Source organism: Arthrobacter monumenti (genome assembly GCF_054511255.1).
Genome location: NZ_JBTNCY010000005.1, coordinates 143,109 through 162,449, shown reverse-complemented (window position 1 = coordinate 162,449; position 19,341 = coordinate 143,109). Strand labels below are relative to the sequence as shown.

Genomic DNA, 19,341 nt, shown 5'->3' with positions numbered 1-19,341 from the left:
GGTGCGGCGAACGTGCTGGGAAACAAAATGATCCTGGTTTAGCGGGGAACAAGAAGGAGGAGCGACCTCAGCCCCTGGCGTGTGCCGGGCCAATGCCGTTCGAGTGCTTCGGGACCTGCAGCATGGATGACGGAACGAAGCGCGAGAACAACGATGATCGCGTCGTCTGCGTAACCGATAACCGGAATGAAATCCGGTACGAGGTCGATCGGTGAGAGCAGATAGGCCAACAGCAGCCACAATCGAACCCGCACGCTGCCGGGCAGTGTTTTGTCGGAGGCCAGGCGGCGGAGCAACCGAACGACGTCTGGCAGCAACCGGAGCGCCTCCCGCAGCGACGCCGGCTCTTTCTGCCCTCTCTGTGCAATCCATAAAGCGGCAAGCAGGAGCAGCCAGAGCAGTAACAGTCCGGCGGTGACTACCATCAGCGTTTCCCACCACATGTTTCAACTCCAATCAAGCGGACTTGTGCATCCGCCGGATTTGACCGTTGGGCCGGAGACGGGAACTGCCGGTACTTAGTCGTCGAAGGGTTTGACCTGTTCGACCGCGACGATCCGCTGGCTGTCCAGGGCGCTGACGTGCAGAATGATGATCTCACCAGGACTGAGGTAAGGATCCGACGTCGGGAGCTTGGCGGCGTCTTCGTCGCTCATTTTCGGGGCGAATACCTCGAGCAACGTGGGCAAAACCGGCCTGTGGGTGCAGATGATGACCGGTTTACGTTTCTCGAAAACACCCTCGGCAACCGCGCGTGCCTTCTTCGGCTGGCGCTTGTGCGACGCTTCCGTCAGCGCATCGATCTGCTTGATCTTCAGTTTGGCGGTTTTGGCATACGGTTTCAGCGTCTGTACACAGCGCACCCAGGGACTCGTCAATGCACGGTTGGGGCCCCAGGCGGTCAGCAGGCGTCCGACCGCTTTGGCCTGCCGCTGCCCGGACGCGACCAGGGTCCGGTCTCCTTCGGCCAGGGTCCAGGACGAGCGCGGCTTGGCCTTGGCATGCCGCAACAGGATGATGGGCCAGGTCGGCAGGTGGCCCTCCTCGAAAGCTTCGACCAGAGCGTTCAATGGATCGATATCGGACGGGTTGGAGAGCAGCGCCTTGGCCTTGTCGGGACTGACCCATTCAGCTTGATCGACTTCGTCGCCGTCCGGAAGCGGCTCCTGTTCGTCCACGTGAGCAGCCCAGTAGAGGACTTCCTTCATCCCGGAGTTGACCTTGTATTGGATGGACGGAAGCGGGATACCGAGCTTGATCCGGATACCAACCTCTTCAGCAACCTCGCGCACGGCGGCCTCCGGAAGGGTCTCGCCGTCGTCGAGCTTTCCCTTTGGCCAAGACCAGTCATCGTAGCGGGGACGATGAATCACCAGAAGCTGGAGTTCGCCTCTACGGCTGCGCCAGCACAGAGCACCTGCCGCGCGCACCGCCATACCGGCGTATCCGGCGCGCCGGGACTTTCCGGCCATCAGCGGCGGGCCGCCGCTCGCTGGCGGGCACGGGAGGCCAGCAGCCAGGACTGAACGTCGCTAAGCGGCTTTCCGTCTTCGTCAAGGTGATGGCGGGTCCATTCTCCGGAGGGTTCAAGGTGCCAGCTTGATGTGGCGTCATCCATATAACGGTCAAGCAGTGCCACCATGGCGGAAATATCCTCTGTTGAACTGAGCTGGACCAGGGCCTCGACCCGGCGGTCCAGGTTGCGGTGCATCATGTCGGCGGAACCCATGTAGACCACTTGGTCACCGGCGTTGGCGAAGGCAAAGATCCGCGAGTGTTCCAGGAACCGCCCGAGAATGGAGCGGACCCGGATGTTCTCGCTCAGCCCGGGTACTCCCGGCCGCAGCGAGCAGATACCGCGGACCACGATGTCGACGCTCACTCCAGCCTGCGAGGCACGGTAGAGGGAGTCGATAATGGCTTCATCAACCATGTTGTTGACTTTGATCTGCACCCGGGCGGCGAGGCCGGCCTTCTTGTTGGCGATCTCCTTCTCGATCCGGTCGATCAGCCCGGAACGGACCGACCTTGGGGCAACGAGGAGCCGTTTGAACGTCGATTTAGGGGCATAGCCGGAGAGCTGGTTGAACAACCTCGAGAGATCTTCGCCGACTTCGTCGTTCGCGGTGAGCAGGCCGAGATCCTCGTAGTAACGGGCGGTGCTCGGGTGATAGTTGCCGGTGCCGATGTGGCAGTAGCGGCGCAGCCCGTCGACTTCCTGCCGTACGACCAGGGACAGTTTGCAGTGCGTTTTCAGGCCCACGATGCCGTACACCACGTGCACGCCGGCCTGCTCCAGTTTGCGCGCCCAGGAAATGTTCGCCTGTTCATCAAACCGCGCTTTGATCTCCACCAGCGCCAGGACCTGCTTACCGGCCTCGGCCGCATCCACCAGGGCATCGACGATGGGTGAGTCGCCGGAGGTTCGGTACAGCGTCTGCTTGATGGCCTGCACCTTGGGGTCCGATGCGGCCTGTTCCAGGAAAGCCTGCACCGAGGTGGAGAACGAATCGTAAGGGTGGTGCAGCAGGATGTCGCGGCGGCGCATGGCGGCAAAGACGTTGGCCGCCTTGGAGGTCTCGCTCTCATTCAGGAAACGGCTGGTGTGCGCCACATGCCGCGGATACCGCAGATCCGTGCGCTCGATGTTTCCGATCACGCTCAATCCACGCAGATCCAGCGGCGCCGGAACCTCGTAGACCTCATCCTCCTCGACGCCGAGCTCGCGCACCAGCAGGGACTTGATGCTCGGATTGATGTCGGTGGTGACTTCGAGCCGCACCGGCGGGCCGAACCGGCGTCGCAGGAGTTCCTTTTCCAGCGCCTGCAGCAGGTTCTCGGCGTCGTCCTCCTCCACCTCGAGGTCCTCGTTGCGGGTGACGCGGAAGGTGTGGTGCTCGCGGACCTCCATGCCGGGGAAGAGCTGGTCCAGATGCTCGGCAATGACGTCCTCGAGTGGAATGAACCGTGCCACCCGGCCAGGAACCCGGCCGGCACGCGGTCCGTCCACGGAGATCAAACGCGGCAGTTGGTCGGGGACCTTCAGACGGGCGAAGAGTTCCTTTTCGCTGATGGGATTACGCACGACGACGGCGAGGTTCAGCGACAGCCCGGAAATATAGGGGAATGGATGCGCCGGGTCCACGGCCAGTGGCGTCAGGATAGGGAAGACCTTCTCCGAAAACAGGTTTCGCAGGTAGGTCTTGGACTGCTCATCCAGCTCGGCCCATCGTGTGAGGTAGATGGACTCGTCTGCCAACGCCGGACGGATCTGTTCCTCGAAAATCCGGGCATGGCGCTTGGTCAGCTCCTGCGCTTCATCGCCAATCAGCTCGAGCTGTTCCACCGGGCTGAGTCCGGCGGGGGAGGGAACGGCCAGCCCGGCCGCAATCCGGCGCTTGAGGCCGGCCACGCGGACCATGAAGAATTCGTCCAGATTGGAAGCGAAAATGGAGAGGAAATTCACCCGCTCCAGCAGGTACATGTTCGGATCCTCGGCCAGCTCCAGCACCCTGGCGTTGAAGTCCAGCCAGCTGACTTCACGGTCGAGGAAACGGTCCGGACCGACATCGCCGGCCGGCGTCAGGCTCGGCTCAAACTCCGGTATGTCGATGCGGTCCTGGGTGGCACGCGCCGGGGCGACCTCGGACGAGCCGAAGCGTGTTGTGGGAATCGCCGCTGTCTGGGGTTCCATGACATTCTCCTTCTGGCTCGATCCGGTTGACTGCTCCAACCTTACAAGCCGGCACCGTCCGTTTTTGGCCCGTACATCACGTCCACATCCCAGCGGGTGAAACCGAGTTTTTGGTACAGCGTGACGGCGGCCTCATTATCGGCATCGACGTAGAGCATAATCGCATTCAGCCCTGCCTCGTGGAGATATTCGATTCCGGCAATGGTCAGCGCTTTACCCAGTCCCAGTCCTTGCGCGTCAGGGGAGACTCCGACGACGTACACTTCGCCGATAGCAGGGTGGCTGCCGCTGCGCGGATGAACCTTGGTCCAGTGGAAGCCGAGGAGTTCGCCGTCGCGCTCCGCCAGCAGGAAGCCGTTCGGGTCGAACCAGTCCTCCTCCATCCGGGCCTTCAGATCGTTCAGGGTGGTGGCTCCCTGTTCCGGGTGATGGGCAAAGGCCGCGGCGTTGACCTTCAGCCATGCTTCCTCGTCCTGACCCGGTACGAACGGGCGCAGCCGCACGCCGTCGGGCAGTTCATAGTGCAACTGGGCCGCCGACTGCGACGCCCTGGTCAGGCGCATCCGCCACAGTTCGCGGACCGAGGTAAATCCGTACCGACCCGCCAGTTCCACGGCCGCCTCATGATTGCCGTGCGACCACGCGCGCAGACCGGTCAGCTTCGTGGTCTCCTTGAGGGCGCCGACCAGCGAGGTGCCGATGCCCTGGTTGCGGTAGTTCGGATGGACCACCAGCTCAAGGACCCCATGGGGATTGGTCTGCGCCTCCGGATCCAGGCTGACGACGGCGACCCCGGCCAGCGAACCGTCGTCGGAATCGCTGTATTCCTCTTCTGGAATATAGGTGGCGAAGCTGAGCATCGTGGTCTCGTCGCAGTCCTCGGAGCGGAGGTTCACCAGTGTCTGCTCGGACAGTGGCGGATTGCCGTCAGACTCATTGGCGGCGTCGGCAAGGGTGGAAATATCCCGCAGCAGGTCCCTATTGGGGCGGCCCTTGATGGTGTGCACCGGCCATGTTCCGGAGGTTGTCTGACTCATAATCGTTGACTCCTTCGCTGTAGTACCGGCCCGGCCCAGGCCGTGCATCTAAGACTAGCGCGATGGGCGCGCGATCCGCTTTGTACTACGTCTCCGAACCGACCGGGGCGTTCTCATCGGAAAGCGTACGGGTGAAGTGGTAGCCGACGTTGCGTACGGTCCGGATCAGGTTTTCGTGGTCCGCACCGAGCTTCGCCCGCAGCCGCCGGACGTGGACGTCGACGGTCCGGGTACCGCCGTAATAGTCGTAGCCCCATACTTCGTGCAGCAGCTGGTCCCGGCTGAACACGCGGCCCGGATGCTGGGCGAGGTATTTCAGCAGTTCGAATTCCTTGAAGGTCAGGTTGAGGAGCTTGCCGTTGACCTTGACGGTGTAGCTTGATTCATCGATGACGACGCCGGCAACCCGGATCTCCGTTTCGGCCGGTTCATCGGTGTTGGCTCGGACGACAACCAGCCTCAGCCGTGCCTCCACTTCGGCCGGTCCGGCAGTGTCGAGTATGACGTCGTCGGCCATCCAGCTGGGGGCGACGGCGGCCATGCCGCCTTCGGTCAGCACCAGCATCAGCGGCGCGCTCAGGCCGGTGGCTTTGATCAGCTGGGCCAGCGAGCGGGCTCCGGCCAGGTCTTTGCGGGCATCGATCATGACGACGTCGGACGGTGTGGATTCCAGCAGCGCCGTCGGTTCGGCGGGGAGAATGTGGATGCGGTGTTCGAGCAGCTCCAGGGCAGGCAGGACATCGACGGATGAGCCTTGGCTGTTGGTCAGTAACAGGATCTGCGACACGGTTCCTCCACGGTGCGTAGTCGTCCTTAAGGGGAGAACTGGCGCATCATTGAGCGAGCGGGGCTGCCTTGACTATACCGTGGCGGTTCGACGGCGGCACGGCTGGTGTTGCCTGCACGGCGCTTTCTCGCGCCGAATCGAGCGATAAGGCAGGATGGCATGGTGAAGTCTGCCAGTATTGCCGCCGCGGCGGCGGTGAGTTTGTGCGCCATCATCGGCGGCGCCTATCTCTCGCTTCCCGTCGTCGTCGTTGTACTGAGCCTGGCGTCCCTGATTGTCGGTTTCGGGTGGCCGCACCTGCTTGGAGTGCCGGCGAAGAAAACCCTCGGCAGCATCATCGCCGGATCCGGCATCGCCTCCACCGTCACTGCCAGCGTGCTCGACGGCGGACCCCTGCTGCTCTGGTTTCCCGCCATCGTGGCGGTCGGCGTGGCGCTGGTGTTCCTGGTGCAGCTGCTGCGCGGCACCGGCCAGAGCCTACGCCTGGAGTCGACGATCGGCGGCACCGCCGGTGTCCTGATCTGCGCAATGGGAGGTGGCTGGGCCGCCGCGGAGCAACTGAGGTCCAACGCGGAGGACTCGGGCATGATGCTCGTCACAGGAACCAGCGTGGTGGTAGCCCTTTTGGTCTCCTTGCTGCCATGGCCGGACCGGATCATCGCACCGGTCGGACTCGTGCTGGCGACCTCGGCCGGGCTCCTCGGCGCGATCCTGCTGGCCGACGTGCCAAACCTCGCCGCCGCCGTCGTCGGCCTGGTCTGCGGCGCCGTCGTCGTTAGTTTCCGCCGGCTGATTGTTGCCAGGCGGGGCCCGAACACGCTGGCCGGCGCGCTGGCGGTGGGCGTGGCCCCGATCGCTGCGCTGGGAACCATGGTCTATTTCCTGGAGAAGCTGCTGCTGGTCTGACGGCATGTTCATCCACGCCCCACGGTGTCACCAACGGGAATTCTGTCCGAACTTTGCGGTAGCCTTGAGCACATGAACTTGCTTGCTCTGGAGATCTTCTACATCAGCCTGCTGGTCATTGCCGGCGGCGCAATGGCCTGGTTTGCCGGATTCGTCGTCTGGCGTATGTATAAGGGACAGAAGTAAGGGCTCTAATGCCTATTGAACTTCCCACGGATTTAACGCCTGAACTTGTTCCGCTTTACTGGCTGATCGGCCGGTGGGAGGGCGTCGGTGTCCTCGGTTACGGGGATATCGAACAGCAGCAGTTCGCCCAGGAAGTGAATTTCACCCACAACGGCCTGCCGTACCTCGAGTACAGCGCGCAGAGCTGGTTGATCGACGACGACGGCAACAAGCTGCGTCCGCTGAGCTGGGAATCCGGCGCCTGGCAACTGGACCGCGAACTCAATGAGTCCGACGGCGGTCCGGGGCTTATTCCCGCTGAGATTGTTCCGGCATTGAAATCCGCTGAGGAAGTCGAGAAGCTGCGCAACAAGGACGACGGCTTCGACATCATCGCCAACGTCGTGCATCCTGGCGGAATCTGCGAACTCTACGTCGGCCAGGTCAAAGGGCCGCGGATCGACCTGTCCACCGACGCCGTGATGCGTGCGCCGGGGGCGAAGGACTACAGAGCCGCCACCAGGTTGTACGGCCTGGTCGAGGGCGACCTGCTCTGGGCCTGGGATATCGCCGCGCTGGGCCGTTCCCTCGAATCGCACGCTTCCGCCCGGTTGAAGAAGACCGCCTAATCCGCTGGGCTGAAGAAATCCGCCTGGAAATCCGCCGCCGGAATAGCGCGGCAACGCGAGGACGTTGACCCTATATGACTTACCGCAGCCCGCTACTGAACACGCCCGGAGCCGTTGAAGCAGGCGGGCCGGATGCCGGCGTCGCCGCCCATTACGGAAGCCCGCTACCCGAACAAAAGCACCTGGCCGCCGGTTCCGCCGTCGTCGATCTATCGCACCGTGGCGTTGTGACCGTGACCGGCCCCGACCGTCTGAGCTGGCTCAACACGCTCTCCTCGCAGGCACTGACCAGCCTGGCTCCCGGCGTCGGCAGTGAGACGCTGTTGCTGTCGATTCAGGGCCGCATCGAATTTGATGCCCGCGTGGTAGACGACGGCGAAACGGTCTGGTTGCTGGTTGAGACTGAAGAGGCTGCCGGTCTGACGGACTGGCTGAACAAGATGAAGTTCGCCCTGCGGGTGGAGATCGCCGACGTCTCTGCGGAGTGGGCGGTTCTCGGGTCAACCGCCGGGGTTGATGATTTTGCCGGCCGGATCGCGTGGCAGGACCCTTGGCCGAATCTTGGCGAGGGCGGCTACGCCTACACCGCGGCCGAGGAATCCACGCATCCGGGTTACGAACGGACCTGGTTCGAGTACCTGATTCCGGCCGGTGAGTTGGAGAGTGCCGTGGCCGGGCGCGGTCTGGCCGGTGTGTGGGCGGCCGAAGCCCTGCGGATCGCCGCCTGGCGGCCGCGGTTCGGCGTCGATACCGACGAGAAAACGATTCCGCATGAGCTGGACCTGATCCGCACGGCGGTGCATCTGTCGAAGGGTTGCTACAAGGGCCAGGAAACCATCGCCCGGGTGCACAACCTTGGCCATCCTCCGCGCCGGTTCGTCTTCCTTCAGCTCGACGGATCGCAGCATACGCTTCCGGCGCCGGGCAGCACGGTGATGGCTGGCGAACGGGCCGCCGGAAAGGTCACTTCGGTTGCGCAGCATTACGAAATGGGCCCTGTTGCGCTCGCCATGATCAAGCGCAATGTGGACCCGGAGCTGGAACTGGTGGTCGACGACGACGGCGAGCACTATCCGGCCGTGCAGGAGCTCATCGTCGCGCCCGACGCCGGACAGGTTATCGGGCGCCAGAAGGGTTTCATCCGCACACCGCGGTAATTGCCCCCGCGGCGGCCTGTTCCGGTGCCGGTAGCACACCCCGTGCCTGTTACCCGAGCAGTACCGTGGTTTGCGTTCCCGCCTGATCGAAGCCAAGTTTGGCCGCCGTCGCGCGCGAGGCATCATTGTCCAGCCGCGCGCGCCACTGCGGCACCAGGCCTGACGCCATCGCCTCCTCGACGGCCACGGCCGTGACATAGGTGGCCAAGCCCTGCTGGCGTAGCTCCGGGGTGACGAGCGTGCCGAGATGGGCGATGATGCCTTCCCAGATGTTGTATCCGGAGCCGGCGATGGCCAAACCGTCGCCGGTGACCAGGGCGAACTGTTCGTCCAGACCGGTCAAACCCACTTCGTTGACATCATCCGGCGGACACTGCCCCTCGACCTCGGCGCTGTGCTTCGGTTCCCGCGAGACGGCGGCCACCTCGGACGGGTCGATCTCCAGCAGGACGTCCGAGTAGTACAGCGCGGCCGCTCCCAAACCATGTCCGTCATGGTCGTGGGTCAGATCCAGCATGGTCGAATGCAGCGCCAGGGAATCATCGTCGACCTCGACGGCGGCATCGACGGCCCACTGCGGCCCGACCAGAACCCCGACGTCGAACAGCTTTACGAAGGTCACCGACTTGGCGTCGTCGTCGACTCTGGTGATTCTTTCCAGGCCATCGCGGCGGGCATTGGGGAACGCGTCGTCGGCCAGGCCCAGAAGTCTCGCCCATGCAAGTTCGACTATGGCAACGGTCGTCGGCTCAAGACTCATGTTTTCAGCCTAGCGGTTGGCGAAAACCGTGCGGACCAGCAGGGAAGCTCTAGCCGAAAAGGATGGCGGCTTCGTCGTAGCGGTGCTGCGGCACGGACTTTATCTGGCCCAGCGCATGGTCAAAGTCCACGTGCTCGACGTCGGTTCCGTTCAGCGAGACCATGGTGCCCCAGCGGCGGTCCACTACGGCGTCGATGGCGGCCATGCCCAGCCGGGTTGCCAGCACCCGGTCGAAGGCTGACGGAACACCGCCGCGCTGGATGTGGCCCAGGACGGTGGCACGTGTTTCCAGCCCGGTGCGGCGTTCAAGCTCCGGCACCAGCTGGTCGCCGATCCCGCCCAGCCGCGGCCGGCCGAAGGTATCCAGACCACGCTCGGAATGCGGCGCCTCCATGTGGTCCGGCACAAAACCTTCCGCGACGACCACCAGCGGCGCGCGGCCGCGTTCGTGTGCTTCGGTCACCCATTCGGCAATCTGCTCGATGCTGACCTGCTGCTCCGGGATGAGGATCGCATGGGCGCCGGAGGCCATGCCCGCATGCAGCGCGATCCAGCCCACGTGGCGCCCCATCACTTCGGCGATCATGCAGCGGTGATGCGATTCGCCGGTGGTGCGCAGCCTGTCGATGGCCTCGGTCGCAATCTGCACCGCGGTGTCAAAACCGAATGTGTAGTCGGTGGCGTCGAGATCATTGTCCACGGTCTTGGGCACGCCCACAATGTTCAGTCCGGCGTCGGTCAGGCGCTTCGCCGCAGCCAGCGTTCCCTCGCCGCCGATGGCGATCATCGCATCGATTCCGAGCCGGTACAGGTTCTCCTTGATTTTCTCCGGACCGCCGCCATTATCGAACGGGTTCGTCCGGGACGTTCCGAGGATGGTGCCACCCTGCTTGGAGATACCCCGGACGCTGTGCCGCGGCAGCTCCATGACGTCGCCTTCGACCACGCCCCGCCAGCCGTCTCGGAAACCGACGAATTCCTGGCCATGGACCTTGATGCCCTTGAGGACGGCACCGCGGATCACGGCGTTGAGTCCGGGGCAGTCGCCGCCGCTGGTCAGAATTCCGATCTTCATACAGGTCTCATCCTTGCAAGGGTGGGGGATTGCGTCACGGGCGCGACGTAAGAGTTCAGTTGATACTCTAACGTTCCCTCAATCGAAGGTTCGATTGCGACGACGACGGTTACCGCTGCCTGCGAGGGGTCAGCGGATGCTTTTGTCGCTCCGGTTCTCCAGGAACCCCTGCATGACGATCTTGCCATTCTGCGCCGGCAGCAGCAGCCAGGCGACAATGTAGAAAACGAAAGCCGGACCGGGCAGCAGCGAGAAAAGCAGGAAGCCAATCCGGACGTATGTGACGTCGACGTTGAACTTCGCCGCCAGTCCGCCACACACCCCGGCGACCCACCGTTCCGGTCCACGCTTGAGATTCAGTCCACGGATAATGCGAAAAAACTTGTCCATACCTATAGCTTCCCGTCTCCTAAGGCTGCTTGTCATCTTTTTCCCGGTTTTTTGCCGATATCAGTCCACCGATGACCAACGCGAGGCCCGCACCGATCAGCAAACCGATCATCACCTGGCCGAAGTCGAGACTGATGGTGGCCACCTCGGCCAGGATCAGGATCCCGGCCAGCGCGATGATAATCAGGCCCCAGACGACGGTTCCCACCCTGGCGCGCCGTTGTTCGGATTCGGCGTTGTTGTCCACATCGGCTTGGCTGCTCGAAGCGGTGCTGCCGCTGACGCCGTCGTAATTGTTGCTCATTGTCCTGTTCCATTTCCTGCTTCGGCGATCGTTACCTGACTGAAAATCCCGCGCAAATCGAGGATGATTTCCTCCCCGGGAGCGTCTTCGTTGAGCGTCTGGTCCGAGGGGTTCCAGATGCCGCTGCTGGCCGTGCCATCGCCGTCGAAGTTCAACGAGCTGAAGGCCAGATTGGAACGGACCTCAACCGGAACGCCATCGGGCACAGTTACCGTCATGTTGCCCATAGCGACCTGCACCGGCACCACAATCTCCTCGTCGAGCGGTGCCTGCTCCGCCAGCTCCTCAAGCGCCAGATGCCCTTGGGCCATGGCGGTGGTGTAGCCGGACTCGGCAACGGCGGCGCTGGGTGGATCCCAGGTTGTGTTGCTGCCGACCACGAAATTATTCGACGTTGGCGCCAGCCCAAAGACCACGGCGGCCACCAGGGCGACGACGGCGAGGAAACCGGTGGTCCCGGAGGTCCGTCCCAGCAGGCCGGTAATGACAATGCTGATACCCAGTACGACGGCGGCCGCGGCTGCCGCGACTGAGTTGGCATGGGTGCCAAGGTCGATGGCGTTGAAGTAGTGCAGGGCGAGCAAGCCACCGCCGGCGAGCAAGGCCAGCCCGGCGGAGATGGCGACCATGGCCGCGGTCGGACCACGATTGCGCGACACCTTCTGCTGCGGTGGCTGATAGTTCCGTCCCGTGGCATCGGGATCGTACCGGTACTCGTCATAAAGCGGCGGAGGCCCGTACGAATCGGACTGGTAGGCCGCATAGGGGGAAGTTGGTGCGGTTGACGGTGCGTCAACTCCGGTGCCGGTCGACAGCGGCGCCGTCGGGGCTGTCGTCATTGGAGCAGTGGGAGCCGACGGCCAGTCTGCACCCGCCGCCGTCGTGTCTCCCGCCCCCGGGGCGCTTCCCGCAGTCGTCGTCCCTCTTACGCCAGTCGTCGTCCCGCCGGACACCGTCGCCGCACCTCTCCTTTTCCTGTCGCGGGCCTTGCTGAAAAGCCACGCGCCGAGGGCGATCAAGCCGCCAACCCAGATGAGGGTCCATAGCGCGTCACCGAAGCCCAGGGAGGTGTCCCAGAAGGCGCCGAAGGGTCGGAAGAAACCGACGATGCTGACGATCAACGCGCCGGTCATGCCATCCGACCAGTAGCCGCGCGCCGCCCCTTCGAGGTGGATGCGGCCGTCGGGTTCGGGCAGGAGCGCCCAGGCGACGCCGTACGCGAGGACGCCAATGCCACCGAAGATGATGAACAGGATGAACAGTCCGCGCACGATGACGGGATCGATGCCGACCCGGTGCGCGATACCGCTGGAGACACCGCCGATCCAGCGGTCAGTGCCGCGCTGAATGCCGAGTCCGCGGAGCCAGCCATAGAACCGGTGTGATGTGCTCTGCTGGGAGCTGCTCTGGTGCGGCTGCGGCTGCGGCTGCGGCTGCGGTTGTGCGTGTGGCGGAGGCGGAGTGGATTGGCTGCTGGATGCGGTGGATCGATCAGCCGAAGGTGCGGCGGAGTCTTCCGACTCCGGCTGGCGGTTCTCCCCGCCGCCCTGCGGGTCCTGGTGTGAGTTCATACTTCGATCATGCCAACGCCCCGCGGCTCAATCTATGAGGGCCTACCCTGAACCTTCCCTGACATCTCCCCGAGTGATGCCCGATGCAGTCTCCGACGTGCTTGGATTGTCATATGGAACGCGTTCTGACCCGCTCGAGCAACGGCCTCGTCGCCGGTGTTTGTGCTGGCCTGGCGGAGCACCTGAACGTCAACCCGATCGTCGTGCGCCTGGCCATGGCTGGCCTCTCGCTGGCCGGCGGAGCGGGACTGCTGTTTTACGGCTGGTTGTGGGTGATGGTTCCGGTGGATGCGGAAGCGGCCGCCAAAACACAGAGTACGACGACGACGGCGGGGCCCGCTGCCGGTGCCACGGTTCCTTCGGGCGCCTATTCCGACGCTGGCAGGGGTGGCTCAGATGCTGCCGGGGGTGGCTCCGACGCTACCGGCCGCGGCGGCTCCGCCCGCAAGCCGTTCGGTGGCGCAATGACGCTGGGCAGCAAGGAAATCCTGCTTGGAGTTGGTCTTCTCCTGGGTGCGGCAATCCTGCTCGCCCAGCAGTTCGGCGCCAGCATTCAGTGGGCCTCCGTGGTGCCCATCGCCGTCGTACTCCTCGGTGCCGTGCTGGTCTGGACGCAGCTGGACAAGACGCGCCGCGCCGGGCTGGTCAACCGTGCCGGAGCGGACCAGGCCGGTGGCATCTTCCGTATTGGCGCCGGGCTGGTGCTGGTGATCATAGGCGTGCTGGTGCTGGTTTCCGGATCCGGACGCTGGGACCTGATGTGGTCGTCGGTCTTCGCCTCGCTGGCCGTACTGGCCGGCGTCGGGCTGGTCCTGGCACCGTGGGGACTGAAGTTCTGGCGCGATCTCGAGACTGAACGCTCCGGCCGGATCCGCGAGAGTGAACGGGCCGAAATCGCCGCCCATCTGCATGATTCGGTGTTGCAGACGCTGGCCCTGATCCAGAACCGCGCCGGTCACGAGCAGGACGTGACCCGCTTGGCCAGGGCCCAGGAACGCGAGCTGCGCGAGTGGCTGTACAAGGATGCCAGCCGGGACCCGGGCAATCTGGTGGCGCGGCTCAAAGCTGTCGCCGCGGAAGTGGAGGACGCCTACGGACACGCGGTCGACCTCGTCGCCGTCGGAGATGCGCCGATGACAACCAGGCATGACGCGCTGGTGCAGGCTGCCCGCGAGGCAATGGTCAACGCAGCCAGGCACGCAGGCCCGGCTTCGGTCTACATCGAGGCCAGCGCCGGTCAGGTGGACGTTTTCATCCGCGACCGCGGCGGCGGGTTCGTGCTGGACGACATCCCCGCGGACAGGCTTGGCGTGCGCGAATCGATCATCGGGCGAATGCAGCGCCATGGCGGGACTGCGACCATTAACAGCAAAGCCGGCGGCACCGAAGTATGTTTGTCGTTGAAGTCGGAACCGGAAGGACAACAGTGAACGCTCAGGCACCGGTCAGCATCGTCGTCGTCGATGATCACGCCATTTTCCGTTCGGGACTGCGCGCCGATCTGGACGAGGGGATCCGCGTTCTGGCCGAGGCCGCGACGGTGGAGCAGGCGATTGCCGCAATCCGCGAGCACCAGCCGGAGGTGGTCCTGCTCGATGTGCACCTGCCCGGCGGCCGCGGCGGCGGGGGAGCGGAAGTCATCGCCGGCTGCGGCGCATTGCTGGCCAGCACCCGGTTTCTCGCCTTGAGCGTGTCCGATTCCGCCGAGGATGTGGTTAGCGTGATCCGTGCCGGCGCCCGCGGCTACGTCACCAAGACCATCTCCGGCGGCGAGATTTCCGACGCCGTCCGCCGGGTTGCCGGAGGCGATGCGGTATTCTCCCCCCGGCTCGCGGGATTCGTGCTGGACGCCTTCGGCACCGCGGCGGTGGCTAACGTCGACGACGAGCTGGACCGGCTTTCTGCCCGCGAACTCGAGGTCATGCGCCTGATCGCCCGCGGCTACAGCTACAAGGAGGTCGCCAAGGAGCTGTTCATCTCCGTCAAAACCGTGGAGTCCCACGTCTCGGCCGTACTGCGCAAACTCCAGCTGTCCTCCCGGCACGAACTCACCCGCTGGGCCGCCGACCGCCGCCTGCTGTAGCTTCCTCATCGGTCAGCTGATCGTCTTCCACCCGGGCCGTCCTGAACTTGGACAGAAGCAGAACCAGACCGGCAACCAACATGATGCCGGCCGCCGCCCAGAGCGCCGTTCCAACACCTGCGACGGCGGCAATCACACCGCCCAGCGGCGCGCCAAGCACGATCATGCCCCGGTTTATGGACCGCATGGTGGCGCTCATCCTCGCGATCAACCTATCGGGAGTTACCGCTTGTTGGTAGCCCATTTCCAGCGGACTGCCGGTGCCCATCGCAAATCCGAACAAAAACTGTCCTGCCGCCGCAAAGATAAACGCGGCCCACAGCGCGCCCGGCCACTCGGCGGGGGAGCCGTAGGCCTGTCCGGTCAGGGATCCTTCGGCTGACGTGGCCGCAACGGCGGGGGACACGGCTATCAGTGCCACAGCTATTGGTTGGAACAGATCTGAAGCGATCACGGCTCGACCCGTGCCCCAAATTTCTCCGAGCCGGTGAGAGATGAGCGTGCCAAGAACGGCACCAATCCCGGCACAGCCCAGGGTCAGCCCGAGACCGAGCGCGCCCAGCCGGAGTTCGTTCAGGATGAGCGCCGGAAACACGGCTCCCATGATGGCAGAGCCGATGAACCAGATATGGCTTTTCAAGGCAAAGGGCCCTAACCGCTCGTGGCCGTACACCCACCGCAGCCCCTCCGCGACCTTCCGGCGCAGCGAATCGTTGCTCTGGACCGGTGGTGTGTCGGCCGATGTTCGTTTCAACGAAATCAGCGCAAAGCCGGAAAAGAAGTAGGACAACGCATCGATCAGTAACGCGAACGGGGCGGTCAGTAATGCGACCAGACCACCCGCGATGGCGCCTCCGGTGGTTTGCGCGACCGTCATGCTTTGCTGAAGCCGCGCGTTCGCCCGGACCAGTAACGGTCTGGGAACCAGTTGCGGCAGGAAGGATTGATAGGCGGCATCGCCCAACAGGGCCAGCGTTCCAAAGCAGAACATCAGGATGATGAGGGCAGGAATGCTGAGGATTCCCAAAACACCGAAGACGGCCACCACAACCAGCACGACGCCGCGGCCCAGGTCGGCGGCGATCACTACCTTCCGGCGACGGAACCGGTCCACCCAGATTCCCGCCAGCAGCCCGAAGAGCAGATACGGTGCCCACCGCGAAGCATTTACCCACCCCTGGTCGAGGGCGGTGCCATCCAAGGTCACCAGAATGAGGACCGAAAGTGCGACGGTCGTGATGTAGGTGCCGAAATCCGACACTGTGGAAGCCAACCAGAACCGCACGAAAGGTTGGTTGTGACGCAGCTTCATCGCTCATCGGGGAGCCATGAGATGCGGCTCCCGGCTCCTTTCAACCCGTGCGGTTTCCCTCGGTGGCTAAGGCATGGTTTCAGCCATCTTATGCGAGGGTGCCGCCCGTGCCGCCGCGTGCCGTGTTTGGAACGGGAGCCGGATTGGCATGTGAGACTTGGATTATGGACACCGGCAAGATCCCACCTTGGCCAACCGAATCGCCAGCGTTTGGATCCGTTCGGCTTCGCAAATTCGAAGATCGTGATGCTTCAATGGCTTTGGAACTCGCTAAGGACCCGTATGTTCCGACCATCGGAACTCTGCCAGCCCACGCGACGACGAACGAAGCGCTGGACTGGGTGCAGCGGCAACGAGAACGCCACTTGGACGGAATCGGTTTTTCCTTCGCCGTCGCGGACCTCGTCACCGATCGCGCCATGGGCGGGGTTGGCTTGTGGGTAACGGAGCTCAGCGAAGGGCGGGCCACGGCGGGATACAGCATCGTTCCAGTGGAGCGTGGAAAAGGGGCAGCTGCAGCGGCGTTGATGGCCGTTACGGAATTCGCCTGGACCATTCCGCAGCTCTACCGGGTTGAGTTGTACATAGAGCCATGGAACACCGCATCTATCCGAGTGGCTGAACGCGCGGGATATCTGCGTGAGGGTTTGCTTCGCAGCCATCAGGAAATTGGGGGTTCGCGGCGGGATATGCTGCTGTACGCCGCTATTCGGGAATGCTGGCAAGCGCCGTAGGGTCCGGGCGAGCCGTCGTCGCATAGGTTTTCCGTAAGCTGGGATTCAATACGAGATTGACCGGGAGGATACCCATGTCCGAAACGACTGTTGCCTGGCTAATGGCAGAGCTGGCCGCTCTCGAAGATCCCAAGATGCGCGCGGTCAATGAGAAGCACGGCGATGACCATGGGGTGAACCTCACCAAGCTGCGCGCCGTTGCCAAGCGGTTGAAGATCCAACATGACCTTGCCCGTGAACTCTGGTCGACGAATGACACCGCGGCAAGGCTTCTCGCGCTGCTGATTTGCCGGCCCAAGGCGTTCGAGCCCGAGGAGCTGGACGCAATGCTGCGCCAGTCACGGGCGCCCAAGGTTCACGACTGGTTGGTGAACTATGTGGTCAAGAAAAGCCCGTACGCCGAGGAACTGCGCGTCGCCTGGACCTCGGATCCTGACCCTGTGACCGCCAGCGCCGGATGGGCCCTCACCAGCGAACGGGTGGCAAAGAAGCCGGAGGGTCTTGACGTTCCGGGGTTACTCGACACCATCGAGGCGCAGATGAAGGACGCACCGGATCGCCTGCAGTGGGCGATGAACACTTGCCTGGCGCAGATCGGGATTCACCACCCCGAACACAGGGAACGCGCGATCGACATCGGCGAACGGCTTGAGGTCCTCAAGGACTATCCGACTCCGTCGAACTGCACGTCCCCGTTCGCGCCGATCTGGATCAATGAGATCGTGCGCCGGCAACGCCAGCTAATACAGCGCGCCAGTTAACGCACCGATCAGCGGAGGAAGTCCTGCAGCCGCTTGACACCTTCGGCGAGGTCGTCGTCGCCAAGGGCGTAGGACAACCGGATGTATCCGCTCGGTCCGAAGGCTTCGCCGGGAACCACCGCAACTTCAGCCTGTTCCAGGATCAGGGTCGCCAGTTCGGCAGAGGTGGAAGGAGTGACGCCGGCGATTTTGCGGCCGAGCAGATTCCGCACATCGGCGTATGCGTAGAAAGCACCGTGCGGGGTCGGGCACTCGATGCCGTCGATCGCGTTCAGGCCCTCGACCATCGCCTTGCGGCGGCGATCAAAGGCCCTCTTCATGTCCTCCACAGCGGTCAGCGGTCCGGCAACAGCGGCCAACGCCGCGCGCTGGGAGACGTTTGAGACATTGGAGGTCAGATGCGACTGCAGGTTCGTCGCGCCCTTGATGACGTCCTTCGGCCCGATCATCCAGCCGACCCGCCAGCCGGTCATCGCGTAGGTCTTGGCGACGCCGTTGACAATCACCATCCGGTCGCCGAGTTCAGGTGCCGCCGACGCGATCGAGGTGAACGGGACGCCGTCGTACGTTAAGTGTTCATAGATTTCATCGCTGACCACCCAGAGACCCTTCGCTGCCGCCCACTGGCCTATCCGGCGGGTCTCCTCCTCGCTGTACACGGCGCCGGTCGGGTTTGAGGGCGAGACGAAGAGCAGAACCTTGGTGCGTTCCGTCATCGCGGCTTCGAGCTGGTCGGTTGTGACCAGGTAACCCTGTTCAGGTCCGGCGAAGACCTCGACAGGTACGCCGCCGGCGAGGCGGATGGCCTCGGGATAGGTGGTCCAGAACGGGGTGGGCACGAGGACCTCATCGCCCGGATCGAGCAGGGTTGCGAACGCCTCGAACACGGCCTGCTTGCCGCCATTGGTCACGATCACCTGGGCCGGTTCAATTTCATAGCCGGAATCGCGCATGGTCTTCTCGACGATGGCGGTCTTGAGTTCCGGAAGGCCGCCCGCGGGGGAGTAGCGGTGGTTTTTCGGATCGTAGACGGCCTTGGCGGCCTCCTCGACGATATAATCCGGAGTGGGGAAATCCGGCTCTCCGGCGCCGAAGCCGATAACCGGCCGTCCGGCAGCCTTCAACGCCTTGGCCTTGGCATCCACGGCGAGAGTCGCGGACTCGGCGATGGCGCCGACCCGGTGGGATACGCGGTTGGTGCGGGTTTTGGGGGCGTCTGCAGACATGGGCTTCCCGTTCGTCGTCGCGGTCAAGGTCGCGGTTAAAGAGGTGAGTTTATGCAGACCACTCTATGCTTTTCAGCCGCTGCAGGCAGTTTTTTACCTCTTCCGACGGGGGCGCCCGTCCTCTTCCGCCAATGGCCGCGCTGCTGAGCTGGTTGGGTTCGACGTAGCGGAGACAAATGCGTAGACTATATCTTCGGTGTTGATATCACCATGATGGCCCGTGCCCTTGAACGGTTGCACCAATCCACACCGGATTGGCGGTTACAGTTAAAGGACGGGCCGGTGTGAATCACCGTTTCGAAGGGTAGTGGCGCAATTGGTAGCGCAGCGGTCTCCAAAACCGCAGGTTGCAGGTTCGAGTCCTGTCTGCCCTGCGCATGACTGTATTCATAAGTCAGCAATTCCACATCCATGGCAGGTGACACTGTCACGACAGCGATAGATGAGTGAGGCACAGGTGACCGAAACAGCTGCCAGCAGCTCCAAGGGCCGCCCGTCCGGTGGTAACGATTCCCGGAAACGGGGGTTTTTCGGGCGCATCATCTTGTTTATCCGGCAGGTAATTGCCGAGCTAAAGAAGGTAGTGACTCCGACTCGTAAAGAGTTGATCAACTACACGCTGGTGGTTCTGGTGTTTGTGATCATCATGATGATCATCGTTACTATTCTCGATTTCGCCTTTGGTAATGCCGCCATCTGGGTATTCTCAGGCCAACCCGCGGATCAGTAGCGAAGTCGCCGCGCGCCGGC

Annotated in this window: 20 protein-coding genes and 1 tRNA gene; 9 read left to right on the top strand and 12 right to left on the bottom strand. The window is 63.5% G+C overall.

Translation table 11 applies throughout. The features are described from left to right. Window positions 1-38: 38 nt before the first annotated feature. From ACX80B_RS09105 to ACX80B_RS09085, 5 genes are all read right to left on the bottom strand, one after another. A complete protein-coding gene (locus ACX80B_RS09105; protein ID WP_459295290.1) occupies window positions 39-443 on the bottom strand; it encodes a YkvA family protein in 405 nt (134 codons plus the stop codon). A 75-nt stretch (window positions 444-518) separates the two neighbouring features. Beyond that, complete coding sequence (locus tag ACX80B_RS09100; RefSeq protein ID WP_459295288.1) at window positions 519-1,472, bottom strand: NUDIX hydrolase; 954 nt, start codon at window positions 1,470-1,472, stop codon at window positions 519-521. Then, window positions 1,472-3,694 (bottom strand): RNA degradosome polyphosphate kinase, encoded by a 2,223-nt coding sequence (locus ACX80B_RS09095; RefSeq protein WP_459295286.1) that lies wholly within the window; start codon window positions 3,692-3,694, stop codon window positions 1,472-1,474. Before ACX80B_RS09095 ends, ACX80B_RS09100 begins: the two co-directional genes overlap by 1 nt. A gap of 41 nt (window positions 3,695-3,735) precedes the next feature. Beyond that, on the bottom strand, window positions 3,736-4,731 hold the full coding sequence (gene mshD, locus ACX80B_RS09090) for a mycothiol synthase (protein WP_459295284.1): 996 nt from the start codon (window positions 4,729-4,731) through the stop codon (window positions 3,736-3,738). 85 nt (window positions 4,732-4,816) lie between these two features. Continuing rightward, window positions 4,817-5,518, bottom strand: a complete 702-nt coding sequence (locus tag ACX80B_RS09085) for a winged helix-turn-helix transcriptional regulator (RefSeq protein WP_459295282.1) — start codon at window positions 5,516-5,518, stop codon at window positions 4,817-4,819. Between the two features lie 159 nt (window positions 5,519-5,677). Between ACX80B_RS09085 and ACX80B_RS09080 the strand changes: the two genes are divergently transcribed. The 3 genes from ACX80B_RS09080 (at window position 5,678) to ygfZ (ending at window position 8,375) form a co-directional block, all read left to right on the top strand. Next, window positions 5,678-6,424 (top strand): hypothetical protein, encoded by a 747-nt coding sequence (locus tag ACX80B_RS09080; protein WP_459295280.1) that lies wholly within the window; start codon window positions 5,678-5,680, stop codon window positions 6,422-6,424. A gap of 194 nt (window positions 6,425-6,618) precedes the next feature. Beyond that, window positions 6,619-7,218, top strand: a complete 600-nt coding sequence (locus ACX80B_RS09075) for a heme-binding beta-barrel domain-containing protein (protein WP_459295278.1) — start codon at window positions 6,619-6,621, stop codon at window positions 7,216-7,218. A 74-nt stretch (window positions 7,219-7,292) separates the two neighbouring features. Continuing rightward, the gene (ygfZ, locus tag ACX80B_RS09070; RefSeq protein ID WP_459295276.1) at window positions 7,293-8,375 is read left to right on the top strand and encodes a CAF17-like 4Fe-4S cluster assembly/insertion protein YgfZ; all 1,083 of its coding nucleotides are present in this window, start codon (window positions 7,293-7,295) and stop codon (window positions 8,373-8,375) included. A gap of 49 nt (window positions 8,376-8,424) precedes the next feature. On the opposite strand, the gene ACX80B_RS09065 is transcribed toward ygfZ, so the two are convergent. The 5 genes from ACX80B_RS09065 to ACX80B_RS09045 all read right to left on the bottom strand — a co-directional run bounded on the left by ACX80B_RS09065 (window position 8,425) and on the right by ACX80B_RS09045 (window position 12,475). Next, window positions 8,425-9,135 (bottom strand): GNAT family N-acetyltransferase, encoded by a 711-nt coding sequence (locus ACX80B_RS09065; RefSeq protein ID WP_459295274.1) that lies wholly within the window; start codon window positions 9,133-9,135, stop codon window positions 8,425-8,427. A 49-nt stretch (window positions 9,136-9,184) separates the two neighbouring features. Further along, window positions 9,185-10,210, bottom strand: a complete 1,026-nt coding sequence (locus ACX80B_RS09060) for a 6-phosphofructokinase (protein ID WP_459295273.1) — start codon at window positions 10,208-10,210, stop codon at window positions 9,185-9,187. A gap of 129 nt (window positions 10,211-10,339) precedes the next feature. After that, window positions 10,340-10,600, bottom strand: coding sequence for a PspC domain-containing protein (locus ACX80B_RS09055; protein ID WP_459295271.1), 261 nt, complete (start codon window positions 10,598-10,600; stop codon window positions 10,340-10,342). A 19-nt stretch (window positions 10,601-10,619) separates the two neighbouring features. Next, window positions 10,620-10,904 carry a hypothetical protein gene (locus ACX80B_RS09050; RefSeq protein WP_459295269.1) on the bottom strand — a complete coding sequence of 95 codons (285 nt, stop codon included), beginning with the start codon at window positions 10,902-10,904 and terminating at the stop codon, window positions 10,620-10,622. Then, window positions 10,901-12,475 carry a PspC domain-containing protein gene (locus ACX80B_RS09045; RefSeq protein ID WP_459295267.1) on the bottom strand — a complete coding sequence of 525 codons (1,575 nt, stop codon included), beginning with the start codon at window positions 12,473-12,475 and terminating at the stop codon, window positions 10,901-10,903. The genes ACX80B_RS09050 and ACX80B_RS09045 overlap by 4 nt, the downstream gene beginning before the upstream one ends. A gap of 113 nt (window positions 12,476-12,588) precedes the next feature. On the opposite strand from ACX80B_RS09045, the gene ACX80B_RS09040 reads away from it, so the two are divergent. Then, window positions 12,589-13,905 (top strand): ATP-binding protein, encoded by a 1,317-nt coding sequence (locus ACX80B_RS09040; protein ID WP_459295265.1) that lies wholly within the window; start codon window positions 12,589-12,591, stop codon window positions 13,903-13,905. Between the two features lie 20 nt (window positions 13,906-13,925). After that, window positions 13,926-14,558, top strand: a complete 633-nt coding sequence (locus ACX80B_RS09035; protein WP_459295572.1) for a LuxR C-terminal-related transcriptional regulator — start codon at window positions 13,926-13,928, stop codon at window positions 14,556-14,558. Here the strand turns inward: ACX80B_RS09035 and ACX80B_RS09030 are convergent. After that, complete coding sequence (locus ACX80B_RS09030) at window positions 14,524-15,870, bottom strand: MFS transporter (protein WP_459295263.1); 1,347 nt, start codon at window positions 15,868-15,870, stop codon at window positions 14,524-14,526. The genes ACX80B_RS09035 and ACX80B_RS09030 overlap by 35 nt on opposite strands. 164 nt (window positions 15,871-16,034) lie before the next feature. On the opposite strand from ACX80B_RS09030, the gene ACX80B_RS09025 reads away from it, so the two are divergent. After that, window positions 16,035-16,604 (top strand): GNAT family N-acetyltransferase, encoded by a 570-nt coding sequence (locus tag ACX80B_RS09025; RefSeq protein WP_459295261.1) that lies wholly within the window; start codon window positions 16,035-16,037, stop codon window positions 16,602-16,604. Window positions 16,605-16,678: 74 nt separating this feature from the next. Next, window positions 16,679-17,365 (top strand): DNA alkylation repair protein, encoded by a 687-nt coding sequence (locus ACX80B_RS09020; protein WP_459295259.1) that lies wholly within the window; start codon window positions 16,679-16,681, stop codon window positions 17,363-17,365. Between the two features lie 8 nt (window positions 17,366-17,373). On the opposite strand, the gene ACX80B_RS09015 is transcribed toward ACX80B_RS09020, so the two are convergent. Next, on the bottom strand, window positions 17,374-18,591 hold the full coding sequence (locus ACX80B_RS09015; RefSeq protein ID WP_459295257.1) for a pyridoxal phosphate-dependent aminotransferase: 1,218 nt from the start codon (window positions 18,589-18,591) through the stop codon (window positions 17,374-17,376). A gap of 301 nt (window positions 18,592-18,892) precedes the next feature. Between ACX80B_RS09015 and ACX80B_RS09010 the strand changes: the two genes are divergently transcribed. Together ACX80B_RS09010 and secE are read left to right on the top strand one after the other, a co-directional pair. After that, window positions 18,893-18,965, top strand: a tRNA-Trp gene (locus ACX80B_RS09010). Between the two features lie 68 nt (window positions 18,966-19,033). Beyond that, window positions 19,034-19,321, top strand: a complete 288-nt coding sequence (secE, locus tag ACX80B_RS09005) for a preprotein translocase subunit SecE (protein ID WP_459295255.1) — start codon at window positions 19,034-19,036, stop codon at window positions 19,319-19,321. The last annotated feature ends 20 nt before the right edge of the window (window positions 19,322-19,341 follow it).

Coding starts and splice junctions, on each gene's coding strand:
- ACX80B_RS09080 (WP_459295280.1), top strand. CDS start 5,678: ATGGTGAAGTCTGCCAGTATTGCCGCCGCGGCGGCGGTGAGTTTGTGC.
- ACX80B_RS09050 (WP_459295269.1), bottom strand. CDS start 10,904: ATGAGCAACAATTACGACGGCGTCAGCGGCAGCACCGCTTCGAGCAGC.
- secE (WP_459295255.1), top strand. CDS start 19,034: ATGAGTGAGGCACAGGTGACCGAAACAGCTGCCAGCAGCTCCAAGGGC.
- ACX80B_RS09075 (WP_459295278.1), top strand. CDS start 6,619: ATGCCTATTGAACTTCCCACGGATTTAACGCCTGAACTTGTTCCGCTT.
- mshD (WP_459295284.1), bottom strand. CDS start 4,731: ATGAGTCAGACAACCTCCGGAACATGGCCGGTGCACACCATCAAGGGC.
- ACX80B_RS09045 (WP_459295267.1), bottom strand. CDS start 12,475: ATGAACTCACACCAGGACCCGCAGGGCGGCGGGGAGAACCGCCAGCCG.
- ACX80B_RS09040 (WP_459295265.1), top strand. CDS start 12,589: ATGGAACGCGTTCTGACCCGCTCGAGCAACGGCCTCGTCGCCGGTGTT.
- ACX80B_RS09025 (WP_459295261.1), top strand. CDS start 16,035: ATGGACACCGGCAAGATCCCACCTTGGCCAACCGAATCGCCAGCGTTT.
- ACX80B_RS09030 (WP_459295263.1), bottom strand. CDS start 15,870: ATGAAGCTGCGTCACAACCAACCTTTCGTGCGGTTCTGGTTGGCTTCC.
- ACX80B_RS09100 (WP_459295288.1), bottom strand. CDS start 1,472: ATGGCCGGAAAGTCCCGGCGCGCCGGATACGCCGGTATGGCGGTGCGC.
- ACX80B_RS09060 (WP_459295273.1), bottom strand. CDS start 10,210: ATGAAGATCGGAATTCTGACCAGCGGCGGCGACTGCCCCGGACTCAAC.
- ACX80B_RS09015 (WP_459295257.1), bottom strand. CDS start 18,591: ATGTCTGCAGACGCCCCCAAAACCCGCACCAACCGCGTATCCCACCGG.
- ygfZ (WP_459295276.1), top strand. CDS start 7,293: ATGACTTACCGCAGCCCGCTACTGAACACGCCCGGAGCCGTTGAAGCA.
- ACX80B_RS09020 (WP_459295259.1), top strand. CDS start 16,679: ATGTCCGAAACGACTGTTGCCTGGCTAATGGCAGAGCTGGCCGCTCTC.
- ACX80B_RS09095 (WP_459295286.1), bottom strand. CDS start 3,694: ATGGAACCCCAGACAGCGGCGATTCCCACAACACGCTTCGGCTCGTCC.
- ACX80B_RS09055 (WP_459295271.1), bottom strand. CDS start 10,600: ATGGACAAGTTTTTTCGCATTATCCGTGGACTGAATCTCAAGCGTGGA.
- ACX80B_RS09065 (WP_459295274.1), bottom strand. CDS start 9,135: ATGAGTCTTGAGCCGACGACCGTTGCCATAGTCGAACTTGCATGGGCG.
- ACX80B_RS09105 (WP_459295290.1), bottom strand. CDS start 443: ATGTGGTGGGAAACGCTGATGGTAGTCACCGCCGGACTGTTACTGCTC.